This window comes from uncultured Sphingobacterium sp., from assembly GCF_964277905.1.
GTDB lineage: Bacteria > Bacteroidota > Bacteroidia > Sphingobacteriales > Sphingobacteriaceae > Sphingobacterium > Sphingobacterium siyangense.
Genome location: NZ_CAXYKD010000048.1, coordinates 145777 through 160586 on the forward strand (window position 1 = coordinate 145777; position 14810 = coordinate 160586).

Below are 14810 nucleotides of genomic sequence, written 5' to 3' on the forward strand. Positions count from 1 at the left end.
TTAGAAATGAGAGATGAATTTTTCGCTACGCTGTTTTATTTAAATTATTTTACTGATATACAGTGTTATATGTGCTATTGTTTGATTTTATGAGTAAAAAGTACTCAATATATTTTGCAAGCTTAAATTTAATCTTCATATTTGTTGAGTAAAAAGTACTCAATAGTAAAAAGCAAAATTAAAAGCTATGATTGTATTAAATAAGCATCAGATAGTCACAGAGCAATTTCCAAATGGGGAGACAAAAGTGAAAGATTTTGATCAGTTGATCTTAAAGAACAATCTCATTGAATTTACTTATCAGGAGGATGGAGATTTAATCCGCTTGCTTTTTGTCAAAAAGCGATTGGATGAAGTACCCACCGAATCTTGCAGATTACTGATCCGTTATATGCCCTATAGCCGTATGGATCGCAAAATTGAGGGTGATTTATTCACATTGAAATATGTGTCGGAGTTTATCAATAGTTTGCAATTTGATGCAGTATCTGTTGTCGAGCCGCATTCCAATGTGACACTGGAGCTACTGGCGAACAGTGTAGGGATTTATCCAGCATTGGACTGGTTGCCACAATTAATGGAAAAACTTGATTTTTCGGAATCAGATCGGATTGTTTTCCCGGATAAAGGAGCTGCGGCACGTTACATCAACAGTGGCTATGAAAATAGCTGTGTTTTTGAGAAGAAGCGGAATCCACAAACAGGTCGGATCGAAGGGATGGAACTTAAGGCCGGAGATATCCCGCTCGGCGCAAAATGTATTATTGTCGATGACCTGTGTTCGGCAGGGGGAACATTTCTTTGGGCCGGGAAAATATTGAAAGAAATGGGAGCTAGTGCAGTCTATCTTTTGGTCACGCATTGCGAACCCCGAATTTTTAAAGGGAACCTGCTGGATGATGATTCACCGATAACCAATGTCTTTACCACCAATTCTATGATGGATACCAAGCACCCCAAAATAAATTATATCAACTTAACGACTGAAAGCTATGTTTAAATCAATGAGCATGAATCCAATACTTTGGACAGATGGTTATAAATTGTGCCATAAGGATCAATACCCTGCACATACGCAATGGGTTTATGAGACTTGGACACCGCGCATGTCCCGCATAGAAGGCATTAGTCATGTTGTATTTTTTGGATTACAGGGGGCCTTGGCCGAAATCACGAATTCATTTGATGCAAACTTTTTTGCTCAACCGGAAGAGGAGGTCGTGGCGGCTTACGAAGAGGCAATAGCAGCTGTTTTTGAAAATACAAACGCAAAGTTCGCATCGATGCATGAATCGAAACATATTCGCGACCTACATCGACTGGGGTACCTTCCAATCAAAGTAAATGCTTTGCCGGAAGGCAGCCTGGTGCCTATTGGCGTGCCAATGTTTACCATTGAAAATACACATCCCAATTTTTTCTGGCTTCCGGGTTATCTGGAAACACAATTATCGGCCTATATCTGGTCACCGATGACAGCAGCGACAATTGCAGATCGCTATAAAAGATTATTGACGGATTTTGCCGAGAAAACGGGCGACGTCAATAAAGTCTTTACCCAAGCCGGTGATTTTTCCATGCGTGGCATGGGCTCTCCTGAAACGGCTTATCGTACAGCTGGGGGGCATCTGTTGAGCTTCGGTGTTTCAGCTACGCTTTCCGTTAGGGAGTATCTGAAATCCTACTATCATGCAAAAAGTGATGTGATGATGTATACCCCGTCTACGGAGCACAGTGTGATGTGTTCCTACGGTGAGGATGAAGTGGAGGCATTTCGGCATCTGATCACCAAGGTATACCCAAGTGGAAATATTTCCATTGTATCGGATACATATGACCTCTGGAATGTAGTTGACAACGTATTGCCGAAACTGAAAGATCTTATTATGGCTAGGGAAGGAAAAGTTGTTATTCGCCCCGATAGTGGTGATCCTGTAAAAATTATCTGTGGTGATGTTGCATCTGATCGCAGTACCGTTCGGAAAGGTATCGTCGAACGTTTATTTGAACTTTTTGGCGGTACGACCAACAGCAAGGGATTTAAGGAGCTGGATCCACATATCGGAGTGGTTTATGGTGATTCCATTACAGTGGATAGAGCCGATAAAATATGTCAAGGTTTGCTCGATAAGGGCTTTGCTTCTACCAATACCATATTGGGAATAGGCTCTTATACCTATCAATATGTTACACGCGATACTTTTGGTTTTGCGTTAAAAGGAACTGCCGAAATTGTCAATGGAGAATTTAAAGCAATTCAGAAACGTCCGGCTACAGATACGGGAAACTTTAAGAAGTCACAAAAGGGTATGGTGGCTGTGGTATTCGAAAATGATGAATTTCGTTTAATAGATAACCTGAATCCAAAAACTATAGCTGAACTGGAAAGTAGAAACCTACTCCAAACCTGTTATTTGGATGGTGAATTTACGCACACAACGCGTTTTGAAGAAATAAGGAATAGATTGAAAACTGAAACAATTCGAGTATATGGAAAATAGCGTAAACAAACCGTTTTTCATCCAGGATGAAAACGTGGCACAGTATGCACAATTGATGGCATCCTGGATTGCTCAGCAAGTGAAATCTGCCGGCCGCCAGGGACTTGTATTAGGAATGAGCGGTGGTATCGATTGCAGTGTTGTGGCCTGCTTATGCCGTCTGGCACAAGTAGATGTTCACTTGGTCATGATGCCCTATGGCAGCGATATGAATAATAGTAAAAGTCATCAGCATGCGATGGAGCTTATTCAGAAGTTTGATTTTCCGTTTCATGTGTTTGACATTCAGTCTGCTGTGGATGCATTGGCAATTCATCAAGAACAATTTGTCGCAGAAGCCACAGCCGCTAACCGCGCCTTGAGCCTTGCAAATATTCGCCCACGTGTTCGCATGACATATTTGTATCAGTTTGCGCAACTGGGCAGCAGATTTGTTATTGGTACGGGGAATATGGCCGAAGCTACGGTAGGTTATTTTACGAAATGGGGCGACGGCGCCTACGATCTGAATCCGTTGGCAATGGTCACCAAACAGGAAGTATATACCTTGGCAAAATACCTGGGCGTACCCGAATCTATTCAGTATAAAAGTCCGTCTGCAGGCCTTTGGGAAGGACAGACAGATGAAGATGAACTGGGAATGACTTATGCACAAATCGATGGGTTTATTTTGAAAGGTACATCGGGCAACCCGGTTATAGATGAACTTATTCGTAAACGTATACAACAATCTGCGCACAAGTTTGCAGCAGTGCCTACGTTCAAGGGTTAATTTTAACTCGTTAAGGCAATCTGCTAGTTATGGCAATCGACGCAAGCACTTCATAGCAGCTAACAAGAGACAAAAACTATGCTTTAATGAAGATGATTTTTAACTGGAAGAAAAGTTTAATGGCTTCATCGTTTTGCGTAATAAATGCGGCGTTGAAATAGATATTGATGAAAGAAAATGAATAGCATGATAACACCATTTGATCAGATTGTCGATGTGCAGCATATTGCCAGCGGCAAAAGTGATAATATACCGGCAATGCTGGAATTGTCAGAAAAGGAGCAGGTCAGGCCTGCAGCTTTGGACGTGAAACGGACGCTGCTTTTGGCAATAGATGTTCAGAACGATTTTATGGAATCTATTGGGAGTCTTGCGGTCGATGGTTCCAAAGCAGATGTTCAGCGTCTAACACAATGGATGTACCGTAATTTGGGCTCCCTGACACAAGTGATGTGCAGTCTTGATTGTCATTCGATGATGCAGATTTTCCATGCCGATTGGTGGCTGGATACGGAAGGAAATCATCCAGAGCCATTTACCATCATTCGCTATGCTGATGTCCGCGACGGTATCTGGCGTGCTGTGAATGGCCATACAGCCTTAGCGCTGGATTATCTCCAGCATTTGGAAGCCGAGGGGAAAAAAAAATTGTGTATATGGCCATACCACTGTTTGGAGGGAACTTCGGGTGCACAGCTCGAGAGTCAATTTACGAATATGCTCTATTTTCACAGTGCTGTGCGTCAGGTAAAACCAGTCTTGGTTTACAAAGGACAGGATCCGAATACGGAAATGTATGGTATTATTAAGGCCGAATATGATGGCAATAAATTTGTAAACCATGCTGTGCTTGAAGCAATACGGGCACACGATGCCATTTATATCGCGGGAGAGGCATCAAGCCATTGCGTATTGGCTTCGGCGGTGCAGATTTTGGAATATTTTGAACATGATCGGTCCATCACCTCCCGTATTACCTTATTGATAGACTGCATGTCGCCGATTGCCGGATTTGAAGAGCAAACCCTCCTGCAGTTTGATGCTTTAAAAGAAAAATATGGGATACAGATTAAATTGTCAACCGAAGTAAATTTGTAGTACATGGCAAGCTCAGCAAAAAAATATGTATATGAATATCCGAGGCCTGCTGTAACGGTTGACTGTGTGATCTTCGGGTTTGATAAAAACCAGCTTAAGGTATTATTGACCAAACGGGCAATAGAACCTTTCTTGGGAAAATGGGCTTTTCCGGGCGGTTTTATTCAGGAAGAAGAAACTGCCGACGACTGTGCGCTTCGTAAACTGCAGGAGGAGGCCGGTCTCAAGGATATTTTCCTTGAACAGCTTTATACATTTTCAGACTTAGCGCGTGATCCGCGCGGAAGAGTGATCAGCATTGCTTATTATGCGCTTGTCAAGCCTGAAACGTATATTTTGGAAGCGGGTGCGGATATTGAAGCTGTAAAATGGTTTGGCATTGATGAAAATAAAGACCTCGCTTTTGACCATAAACAGATCTTGAATACCGCCATCGAAAGGCTCAAAGGGAAAATACGTTATCAGCCGATCGGTTTTGAGCTTCTGCCCGAACAGTTTACCTTGCCCGATTTGCACAATTTGTATGAAACTGTTTTGCAACGGTCAATTGACCGTGGGAATTTTCGAAAAAAAATCCTCAGCATGGGTTTATTGATCGACCACAGCGATAAGCAGAAAGATCGGTGTGCCAGGGCTGCGAAGATTTATAGTTTTGACAGGGTAAAATATAAAGAACTTATTGAATCGGGGTTTTATTTTGAAGTATAAGTAGAACAGGTGGAGCAGGCAGAAATGAAATACTGCCTGTTCTTATCCTGTCTAGTTCGTATAAGGTCATCTATTAACAATCGGTGCTGTTTTATTCTCCTGATCTGTTGCTATTCGTGAACAGCAACGAAATCAAGCCGGTGCTAACCCTGAAAATCACCACAATCATGTACTTCAAATTGATCGATCAAAGATTTCTGGGCGTAGTATTTTGCGATACGTTTATTCTTTAGCAACAACGAATCCCCCTTGATTTGTAATTCGAAAATAGGCTCTTTCTCTACTCGCTTGAAGATAAATTCATTGTGCTGGGTCTTTATGATTAGGCCTGTGTCGTTGCGGATAGCGGTAAATTCTTTAATCTGATAGATTTCATTGGAATCACAGACATTGACCAAAAGCAGTTGTTTTTTATTTATTTTGATTTCTGCAAGATCACAGGCATAACATATTCCTGAAAATTCGATACCATATTTCTTGAAACTATTTTTGCTCTCCGGCTGAAGAATATCAATCGGATAAAGCTGATTAAAAAGAGCCAGGTCATCATTGGATGTGGATTTCATCGCCTCCTTTTTCTGTAAAGTGTCTATACTGGCGGGGGTACTAACTGCAATGGCTGTTTTTTTAGCCTCATTCTTTTGTTGGCAGCTAAAAAGCAATGCTATACAGGGTAGAAAAATAGTTTTTATAGTGAACTTCATGTTGTTTTAGGTTAGTTGTATTTTTTTGAAATTGGTTATACTTGTTTTTTATTCGATCTCGACCCATTTCTTTTCAAAATAGATCGTGCATACCGGTATATCGGTCGAATCGATGAATTTAGCTTGCACAAAATCACCCTTTGTATTCACATATTTTAGTTTTGAGCCTTTACTGTCTAAGCCAGAGGTATCGTAATATGCACCCAGTTTGAGTTGAAATGGATTGTGTTCCACATCGTTGGTAAAGATGGAAAATAAAAGTAGTTTTTTTGAGCCTATATCTGCCTGCTCATAGCCAAAGAAGCGATGGTCTAAACGTATATTGGAATGTAGGCGTATGATGCTGTCTTGAGAAGCTAGGTTTACATAAGCTGTGGTGACTTCATCAGATTCCAGTACACTTTGCGCATTGGCATGGTCAATGCTATCCAGTGTGGCGTGTTTTGGTAATGCGGTGTCTTTTAAGACAGTATTTTTGACTGGCCTTTCCGTCGTTTTTGCGGGAGCTAGGTGTGCTTCCTGTGGCTTTGATTTTTCCTGACAGGCAATTTGCAATGAAAGAAGTATCAATGCGCCGAAATAATAACTGTATTTGAAATGATTCATTGTTCTTTCTGTTACAAAATCCAAACCAAAGTTGCCTAAAATTGGCTGAGAAAAAAATCCCTATTTTCCGCTAATCGAAAAAATCGATAAATACGGTATTTTTACAGCATTCGCATGATTCTTGTCGTATGGAATGGATTACTGCGATACAACGACAAACAGAAAAATTAGCGCATGGCACATCGTATTTATATCTATAATGTAAATCTCAAGACCAAAGAAACATATCCTTCTTATCTGGCGGAATGGAATTATGAAATTCCTTTCCTGATGCTACCTTTATTTTCCGCCAATATCCGGTCCAAAGGCAGCCAGCTTTATGCAAACAAGGAAGATGGGATCGCACGACTGCGCTATTTTTATGCGTTGTTGGCTGATAGGTATCAATTGCATTATAAAAAAATATATTTTGAGCCTGTCAACAGGATGTTTGAATTTTTGGAAGAGCTACCTTTTGATGCCTTTCAGATTGATGGACGCGATGTTTTTACTATGAATGAAGAAAATGACGCGGAGCAGGCCAAAGATTGGGTGGCGGAAATAAGAATGAAGGCCGCTTTGTATGAACAAGCGGTCGAAGAACAGTCCTTAAATCCGCTGGACCCGCTTGTGAAAGAGTCTGGTTATACTTCATTTTTAGATGCTCTTCAAACTGATTGGATTGATTATGGCTTGGGCTTATGGGCAGAAGAGCTTGTTCAGGAGAAAGGAGCAGAGGTTTTCGAAGCGGAAGGAAAACAAGGATTAAAAAATGCTAAAGGTGATATTTTGCTCGACGCGATTTATGATGAGATATTTGAATTCAATGACCAGGGGATTGCGGTAGTTCAATCAAATGGACAATATGGTTATATCAATGCTAGCGGCGCTGAACTGCTGTCCTGTCAATATAGCGACGCTTTCGATGCCCGGCATATCAATGGTAACAATTACGCTGAAGTGGAAGTGGCAGGAAAACGTGGGGTACTGCATATGGATGCCAAACAGCTAAGTATACCTGCAATCTATGATGAACTCGACTGGATCGCCTATGGATTTATAAACGCAAGACAAGGCGATAGCCACATTCTCCTTTCGGCTGAAGGAGGATTGATTATTTCAGATCCTGCACCCGAGCCTTTTATGTATGACTATAACAAACTGTTCTATAACCGGCAAAAAGGAACGATAAAAAGGAAATATTACCGAATGGACGGTCAGTATTTAGGGACTTTTCTAGAAGGTAGTCTGGAGCCGCTAGCCAATCGATATTTTTGGATTAAACCCAATAAGTTACAGCCAAAAATTGCCGTCATTCAACCCGATGGTAATATCTTGGATGAAGAAATTGATCGGATTATCGTGTTGGATGGCTATCAAAGTATTGCCTATCTCAAAAATAAAAGATGGCAGATTTACTCGCTTGAACAGGGGGTATTTCGACTGATGGATAGCCTGATAGATAAAGTAGCAGTAGATAGCATACAGCAATACCGTAAAGATATTTTTGTCGTAGGCTGTGCCCAAGGACAGGGGATTTATGATGCTCATCGAGGGGAATGGTTACTTGAACCTGCCATTGACCATCAGAAAATCGAACATTGCTTTTTGGATTTTATGCGCATACACTGTGCTGCGGGAACGCGCTATTTCGATACGAAGCTTAACTTTTGCAGTGAGCTTTACGATTATATTTGTTCGCCTTTTCATTATCCAGCTCCTGAGGCAATCTCAGGCGAACTCCTGTTGCTTTTTAAGGGAGAGAAGATCTTTCATCTCGACCTAAGTCGGAATGTGATAGAGATACCCGAAACAGCATTCGGGCATTTATATACAGAACGTTATCAGCTACAGGGGCGTGATCAAAGCTATTTTGTGCAGTTTTATCAAGCCTGGACGAAACGCAAGGGTGATGGATATGAACAGTATTTCGATAATGACACACTGCTTGAAAGGGGGAAGAAGCTCGATGCTGAAGGGAAGGTCTTCGAAGCCATTCGGCTGCTCAAGATCGCAGCCGATCGCGGCAGTGCAGACTGCCAATATTTCCTTGGAAATATATATACAGATGCAGGCTACGAAGGGATGGATATCGCAAAGGGAAAGTTCTTCTATGAACAGGCAATGGCGCAGAACCATGCTCAGGCATGGAATAACTGGGCCTTTCTCTATGCGACAGCGCATGGTGTTGAATTGGATATTTCGAAGGCCTTAAAAGGGTATCAGCAAGCTGTTGCGCTTGGAGAGGCGCAAGCCATGAGCAACTTAGGGAATTGGTATTACGAAGGAGCCTATGTGGAACAAGACTATGTCTTAGCTTTAGATTACTTTAAACAAGCTGAAAAAGCGGGTATCCCCAATGATGCGCAAATGGCAGAAATCTATTATCAAAAACAAGATTACGCAAACTTATTGCGTTATTTAAAAAAGGATACCACAAATCAATTTGCTGCTATTTATTATGGATTGCTCTATGATCAGGGACTGAAATTTAAAAAGGACAGTAAAAAAGCGATCCACTATTTTGAGCGTGCCAATGACTACGGCGTTTACGAAAGTGCCACAGCGCGCTTATTGGATTATTACAAGAATGATCCTACATTTAGAGATCAGGAAAAATTTGTCCATTGGTTAGGTTTTGCAAAAACCAATGAACTGGATATCGAACAGGATTTATTGCAATGGGATAATCAGTCCGAAGATTCAAATGCAAGTTCTTCCTTTTTTAGTAAACTATTTAAAAAGAAAAAGTAAATCATGTTATCATCAGCAAATATAGATTTTAGTGGCATTCTGATCGACTTGATCATGATTGTTTTTTTTGGATTTGGAACGATTTATACGTTAACGGTAGGTATTGTTCATATCGTAAAGAAGAAAACACGAACCGCGGGGTATTATTTTCTGTCGTTTTTTCTGTCGGGCCTTATTGGCCTCCTGATTGCAGGATTGCTGGCCTTTTTGTGGGCGATGTCATTGTCGTAAAGTGAAGGCAATAAAGTGAATTTAGCACAAAGATCTTTTGACTGCCAGTCAATAGATCTTTGTGCTATGTAATTCCATCAATGGTTTTTGGCGTTGACAATATGCATGAGGTGGTGGTTACAATGCCATGCATACAGGCCTATATTGACCTTTAAAGAAATTAGTCTTTTGGTAACGGGGTGAATAAACCCCCTTTCAAGTTGTTCAGCTGAAAGGCTTTTCAGCAGTATGACCCAACGTTCATGTAGACCTTCAAGCAATTTTACCGAACTTTCTATGGGAATTATTTTGGCGTCGGGAAGTTCGGCCCATAATTTTTCTTCATATAATTTGATGGTTGGATCTTCTTCCGTTAGGGCCAATTTGAACCGGACAAAGCTATTCATATGGCTGTCGGCACAATGGTGAACGACCTGACGTATCGTCCAGCCGTCAGGACGGTAGCGCTTCTCTAGCGCACTGTCCGTAAGGTCGCCGACTTCGGATTTTAACCGAGCCGGAAAATCTGCAATTGTCTTGATCCAGTCATTCAACAGGGAGCTGTCAATTACATCGGGTATCGCGAAACGACCTATGGGGTATCTGAGTTTTTCTAATTCATGTTGCATAACCTAAAATTACTTAAAATAGATGCAAGGTTCCTAATCTTTATGTTCATGTTTTCGATGAATATTTTTTTTCGATACGTTCTTGTGCAAGCTGTAATTTGGATGCGATAAAGAATTGTGTTAATTTCGGCAAAAATGCTAAGATCAATGATCCTCCCGTTTATGTGGAGGATCATTGATCTTAGCATATAAAAGCACAAGAAATGAAAAGTCTAAAAGAACTGATTGATACAAGTAATTCGGGATGGAAGCTGGTTGAGGGCTGGTTGAAGGAAGCGACAAATTCATATGAAGTGCTTCCTCAAAACCCTAAGCGGGCTGATGAGGAACTTTTAAGGGCACAAATTACGACGAAATCTCCGATGGGGGCCATTATTCATCAAAGCGGTGGTATACTGATTGATGGTGGCTGGTTGCGGATTTTAGGCTCCGGTTCGCCAAAGCTGAACCGTGGAATTATGGAGTGGAATAAGGGCAAGAGTTTTGACAAGGAAGGCGAAAAAGGAGGATTTCTTCTTATAGCTGACGATGTTTTGGGTGGTTATTTTGCCATCAATGCCGGCGCTCTGGGAGATGCTATTGGACAGGTCTATTATTTTGCTCAAGATACCTTGCAATGGGAAAGTTTGGAATGTGGCTATTCGGACTTTGTTTTTTGGGCTTTGAAAGGGGATATCAGACAGTTTTATGAAACATTTAAATGGAAAGACTGGAGTGAAGACGTCAAATCGTTGAATGGTAATCAAGTTTTTTCGTTTTATCCTTTTCTATGGACTGAAGAAGCACGGGATTTTCGTAAAGTAGATCGCAAGCCAATGGCAATCGATGAGAACTACCATTTTACGATGGAATTTGCTGGCAGACGCTAATCGTTATTTTAATACGACAAACCCTTCAGCTTAATGCTTTAATAGGGTGATAGGACAATATGTATATTGTCCTATCACCCTATTAAAGCGAGAAAAATAACCCTGAATAAGATTTAAACGGATTTATTTTGAAGGCTAAAGCTAACTTCATTCAGTTTGATCAGTTGTATTTGTATTCCTTCTGCAAGACCAAGCTGCGTAGCGGCTTCTTTTCCCAGTTTAAGTACATGAAATCCTCTGCCTCGGTAGGTAAAATTGCATTCATATTCTCCGGCATTGATCATAATCCTTAATTTTTGGGATTTAGTGGGAAATAAAGGTTTGAATTCTTTTGTAATCCTTATTTGCGATTTCTTAACATCATCTGCAGTAATCTTGTTGCCCTCTGAAGGAAAAAGCATGTTTTTCGGTGGTGTCTGTACTGTGGAGGCTTGGGACTCGGCTTTTTGCTCCTGAATTTCCTGAACTTTTGGAGCCTCATTTTGTATCGGTTCAGAACTTGTTTTATCCTGACGTTTCTTCTCTTGGCGCCCTTTCTTTCTATTGTTTTGATTTGCAGTTTTTGCCGCAGTTTCTGTAGGCGGTACGGAAGGAGTAGGAGTAGAAGGAGTTTTGTGCTCAGTTTCCGCTGCTGGAGCCGGGCTGGCCATTGCTAAAGGCCGTTTAATGATATTGCGGATGTAGTAGTGTTTTATACGCGATTTGTCGGTGTTTCGCTCTTCAATTTCAAAATCTTCCTTGTAGGCTTTAAAAAGGTGGGACATCTTGTCGTATCCGTAATTTCGCGCGTCAAAATCAGGTTTCCTTTTATTGAAAAGACTTCCGATTTCGCCTAGGAAAGCCCAGCCATTTTCATCAGCTGTATCATCAACAGTGTCTTTTAAAAGTTCCAGGGTTTCTTCATCCAGTACCGCTATACTTGCCGGATTGTCAACCGGGGCAGGTTTGGGCTGATTTTGCTGTTTTTTCTTTGTGACTGTTTCTTTCTTTTGATTTTTTTCGAAAATTTCCACATAGATAAACTTGTCACAGGAGGCGATAAAAGGCTTAGGTGTCTTTTTCTCACCTATACCGATTACGAGCTTGCCTGATTCCCGGAGGCGGGTGGCCAAGCGGGTGAAGTCGCTGTCGCTCGATACAATACAAAATCCGTCCACTCTGTCCGAATGCAGAATATCCATGGCGTCAATAATTAATGCGGAATCAGTAGAATTTTTGCCTTGGGTATAACTGTATTGTTGTATGGGGGTAATCGCGTGGGTAAGAAGTTTGTCCTTCCATTTTTCAACATAAGGGTTGGTCCAGTCTCCGTAGATGCGTTTGATGGTTGGAATCCCGTATCTTTTGACTTCATTCAAAATCTCTTCGATCTTTCGATAAGATACATTATCCGCATCGATTAGTATTGCGATTTGCAAATCCCCATGTTCTGCCATATATGTTTAGATTATTTTTTCAATATTTGAACTCTTTTCTATTCGCCTGACCTTTCTCATCCGAATATATTCGTTAAAAATACAGTATTGTTAAAGAATTTCTTGAATTTTTTAAGAATTAATTTGAACGCTATTTTTTGGAAACATGCGATTAGTTGCTTTTGTTTGGGCCTAAGAGGGAAATTATTGTGTTTGAGGAGCAGTGAAATGATTTGAAGGACGGTGAAAATAAATAAAAAAAGGTTTTCAAACGGGGAGAATGAAAACCTTAAATAACCAATTATAAACCTAAATTATGATGATACAAAGATAGTGTAAATACTACACCTGTGCAACTATTCGTTGTTATTTTTTTTAAATGCCTTATATTTTGTAGCTGGACAGCTACAAACCACCTGTAGCTGTGCGAAAACTAGTCCATCATGAAGCTCGAAGGTCTATATTTCATCACAGCATAAAAGCTATTGGTGAACGCTTGTACACTTTTATAACCGACTTTATACGCGATTTGGGAGATGGTGAATTGTTTTGTGCTAAGAAGTTCCAAACTCTTGATAATGCGGAGTAACTGCTGATATTTTGCAAGTGTCATTCCGGTTTCCTTTTTAAAAAGGCGCTCTATAGTTCGGAGCGAAAGATTGGACAATAGGGCAATCTCGTCTAATGTGAAGGCTTCTGTGTAATGGTCATGGAGGTGATTTAAGACGGCTTGAAGTCTATTCTCCTGAGGAAGGGTGATCCCAAGTTGGAGCAATTGTGCGGCAAAATAGGGGAGTTCATGGAGTAAAGCACCCAGGAAAACTTTTTCATGTTCATCTTCTTCAATCAATTTCGACCATTTTTCACAATACAAAATCATTTCCCGTAATACTTTAGGCGCAGAAAATAGCTGCACCTGATTGAAAAACAACTGGTCTTGTGCGCCGTCAAATTGTGGAGTATCAAAAAAAAGTACCATAAGCTTGATGCGTTCAGAGTGGGAGTTGGTCTTATGTACTGCACCGGAGGGAATCCAGGCAACGTGATTTTGGGGGAGTAAATACATTTTTCCTGCGACGGTAAGGTATTGGAAACCCTGTTCGACATAAATCAACTGGCCTTTGCGATGACTGTGCAGCTCGTTGTCGTGTATCCAGTTTTCTTCAAACCAGACAAAGGTTGATTTCTGGATGCGTTCAATTGTCAATGTATGATTTGTTTGATCCATGTCGTTTTAAATTAAATTAATGGCAAATTTAATTAAAATTTCAGGTATATCTTTGCGAGCGATCATTACATGTATAGCGCGATTTTATTATGAAAGAAAATATAAAAGTATCCACAGCTGTTTCTTGGACCTGGTTATCCATATTGGTTGTTGTTATGGTCTCAACCAATCTGCGGTCACCAATTACAGCCGTTGGCCCTGTACTGGGGCAAATCAGTGAATATTTACAATTAAATAGTTTTCAAAGCAGCCTATTGACGGCAATCCCCCTTTTTATGTTTGCGAGCTGTTCTGTCGCAGTAAGTCGATATTCGCATAAACTGGGCATGCATCGTTTTTTATTGTTTGGTTTAATGCTGTTGAGTGTAGGGATTGTGCTTCGGGTCTGGGGCAATATGCCAACGCTGTTTGTGGGATCTTTTTTAATTGGACTTGGGATCTGTGTTGGCAATGTCGTTACACCTGGCTACATAAAAACCAGTTTTCCAAAGCAGATTGGGCTGATGACAGGGATTTTTGCGGTAGCAATGAACCTGACTGCGGCTTTTGCTTCGGGTTTTAGTTTACGATTGGGTGAATGGACCGGTCTTGGTTGGCAAGGCTCACTGGGTGTTTGGGTGATTTTAGCCTTGTTATCACTTATTGTTGTTTTTTTTGATGGTTTAGGCCGAAAGAAAGCTCAAGGTATTACTGAAAATAGACAAGCGACAAGTGGAATCGGGCATATCTTTAGGTCAAGATTGGCCTGGTATATCAGCCTATTTATGGGTATTCAGTCCCTGATTTACTACAGCTTGATTTCTTGGTTGCCCAAAGTATTGGTCGATTATGGTATGCCAAAGGAGGATACGGGCTGGTTGCTGTTTTTGATCCAAATTGCCATGATTCCCATTATGTTCATTGGACCTATTTTGGCTCATCGGATGAAGGATCAACGTTTAATGGCAACTGCTGTTGCGATAGGGATGCTTGGAAGTATCTTTATATTCTGGCATTACAAGCTTCAGGGAATTTATGTTGCCGCCATATTGCTGGGACTTTCCAATGGACTGTCTTTCAGTTTGTCTATTCTCTTCTTTACCCTGCGGGCCAGATCAACGGCAAATGCAATCAAAATATCGGGCATGGCGCAGTCTGTCGGCTATTTTATTGCGGCTTTTGGTCCGCCGATCTTTGGTAGGCTGCACGAAATAGATGCTACCTGGAATTACTCGTTCTACTTTTTGGCGGGGAGTATCGTACTTTTATTGTTTGCGGGATGGAAGGCCGGCGAAGATAAGTATGTAGCGGAAGATTAAAGATAAGGCTACATCAGGCATAGGTGTTTAGCTGATGTA

General features: G+C 41.0%; 14 protein-coding genes. 9 read left to right on the forward strand and 5 right to left on the reverse strand.

Annotation, left to right across the window (positions count from 1 at the left end; all coding sequences use genetic code 11):
* Window positions 1-187: 187 nt before the first annotated feature.
* The 5 genes from ACHWSC_RS22320 to ACHWSC_RS22340 all read left to right on the forward strand — a co-directional run bounded on the left by ACHWSC_RS22320 (window position 188) and on the right by ACHWSC_RS22340 (window position 5079).
* Entirely contained in the window at window positions 188-1000 is an 813-nt protein-coding gene (locus ACHWSC_RS22320; RefSeq protein WP_394678233.1) for a hypothetical protein, read from the forward strand.
* Window positions 1001-1010: 10 nt separating this feature from the next.
* Window positions 1011-2501 (forward strand): nicotinate phosphoribosyltransferase, encoded by a 1491-nt coding sequence (locus tag ACHWSC_RS22325; protein ID WP_394678234.1) that lies wholly within the window; start codon window positions 1011-1013, stop codon window positions 2499-2501.
* Entirely contained in the window at window positions 2491-3273 is a 783-nt protein-coding gene (gene nadE / locus ACHWSC_RS22330) for an NAD(+) synthase (protein ID WP_075991911.1), read from the forward strand. Before ACHWSC_RS22325 ends, nadE begins: the two co-directional genes overlap by 11 nt.
* Before the next feature lie 186 nt (window positions 3274-3459).
* Window positions 3460-4371 carry a hypothetical protein gene (locus ACHWSC_RS22335; RefSeq protein ID WP_394678235.1) on the forward strand — a complete coding sequence of 304 codons (912 nt, stop codon included), beginning with the start codon at window positions 3460-3462 and terminating at the stop codon, window positions 4369-4371.
* A 3-nt stretch (window positions 4372-4374) separates the two neighbouring features.
* Complete coding sequence (locus ACHWSC_RS22340) at window positions 4375-5079, forward strand: NUDIX domain-containing protein (protein ID WP_394678236.1); 705 nt, start codon at window positions 4375-4377, stop codon at window positions 5077-5079.
* Between the two features lie 143 nt (window positions 5080-5222).
* Here the strand turns inward: ACHWSC_RS22340 and ACHWSC_RS22345 are convergent, their stop codons facing one another.
* Together ACHWSC_RS22345 and ACHWSC_RS22350 are read right to left on the reverse strand one after the other, a co-directional pair.
* Window positions 5223-5783 carry a hypothetical protein gene (locus ACHWSC_RS22345; RefSeq protein ID WP_394678237.1) on the reverse strand — a complete coding sequence of 187 codons (561 nt, stop codon included), beginning with the start codon at window positions 5781-5783 and terminating at the stop codon, window positions 5223-5225.
* Window positions 5784-5831: 48 nt separating this feature from the next.
* Window positions 5832-6389 (reverse strand): hypothetical protein, encoded by a 558-nt coding sequence (locus ACHWSC_RS22350; protein WP_394678238.1) that lies wholly within the window; start codon window positions 6387-6389, stop codon window positions 5832-5834.
* Window positions 6390-6563: 174 nt separating this feature from the next.
* On the opposite strand from ACHWSC_RS22350, the gene ACHWSC_RS22355 reads away from it, so the two are divergent.
* Together ACHWSC_RS22355 and ACHWSC_RS22360 are read left to right on the forward strand one after the other, a co-directional pair.
* The gene (locus tag ACHWSC_RS22355) at window positions 6564-9122 is read left to right on the forward strand and encodes an SEL1-like repeat protein (protein WP_394678239.1); all 2559 of its coding nucleotides are present in this window, start codon (window positions 6564-6566) and stop codon (window positions 9120-9122) included.
* 3 nt (window positions 9123-9125) lie between these two features.
* Complete coding sequence (locus ACHWSC_RS22360) at window positions 9126-9353, forward strand: hypothetical protein (RefSeq protein WP_120334747.1); 228 nt, start codon at window positions 9126-9128, stop codon at window positions 9351-9353.
* Window positions 9354-9430: 77 nt separating this feature from the next.
* On the opposite strand, the gene ACHWSC_RS22365 is transcribed toward ACHWSC_RS22360, so the two are convergent.
* Window positions 9431-9961, reverse strand: a complete 531-nt coding sequence (locus tag ACHWSC_RS22365; RefSeq protein WP_075991918.1) for a YfiT family bacillithiol transferase — start codon at window positions 9959-9961, stop codon at window positions 9431-9433.
* A 203-nt stretch (window positions 9962-10164) separates the two neighbouring features.
* On the opposite strand from ACHWSC_RS22365, the gene ACHWSC_RS22370 reads away from it, so the two are divergent.
* Window positions 10165-10830, forward strand: a complete 666-nt coding sequence (locus ACHWSC_RS22370; RefSeq protein ID WP_075991919.1) for a DUF2625 domain-containing protein — start codon at window positions 10165-10167, stop codon at window positions 10828-10830.
* A 113-nt stretch (window positions 10831-10943) separates the two neighbouring features.
* Here ACHWSC_RS22370 and ACHWSC_RS22375 read toward each other — a convergent pair whose 3' ends face one another.
* Both ACHWSC_RS22375 and ACHWSC_RS22380 read right to left on the reverse strand, forming a co-directional pair.
* Window positions 10944-12266 (reverse strand): NYN domain-containing protein, encoded by a 1323-nt coding sequence (locus ACHWSC_RS22375; RefSeq protein ID WP_394678240.1) that lies wholly within the window; start codon window positions 12264-12266, stop codon window positions 10944-10946.
* 412 nt (window positions 12267-12678) lie between these two features.
* Window positions 12679-13473 (reverse strand): helix-turn-helix domain-containing protein, encoded by a 795-nt coding sequence (locus ACHWSC_RS22380; RefSeq protein WP_394678241.1) that lies wholly within the window; start codon window positions 13471-13473, stop codon window positions 12679-12681.
* An 89-nt stretch (window positions 13474-13562) separates the two neighbouring features.
* On the opposite strand from ACHWSC_RS22380, the gene ACHWSC_RS22385 reads away from it, so the two are divergent.
* Window positions 13563-14771 carry a CynX/NimT family MFS transporter gene (locus tag ACHWSC_RS22385; RefSeq protein WP_394678242.1) on the forward strand — a complete coding sequence of 403 codons (1209 nt, stop codon included), beginning with the start codon at window positions 13563-13565 and terminating at the stop codon, window positions 14769-14771.
* Window positions 14772-14810: the final 39 nt, after the last annotated feature.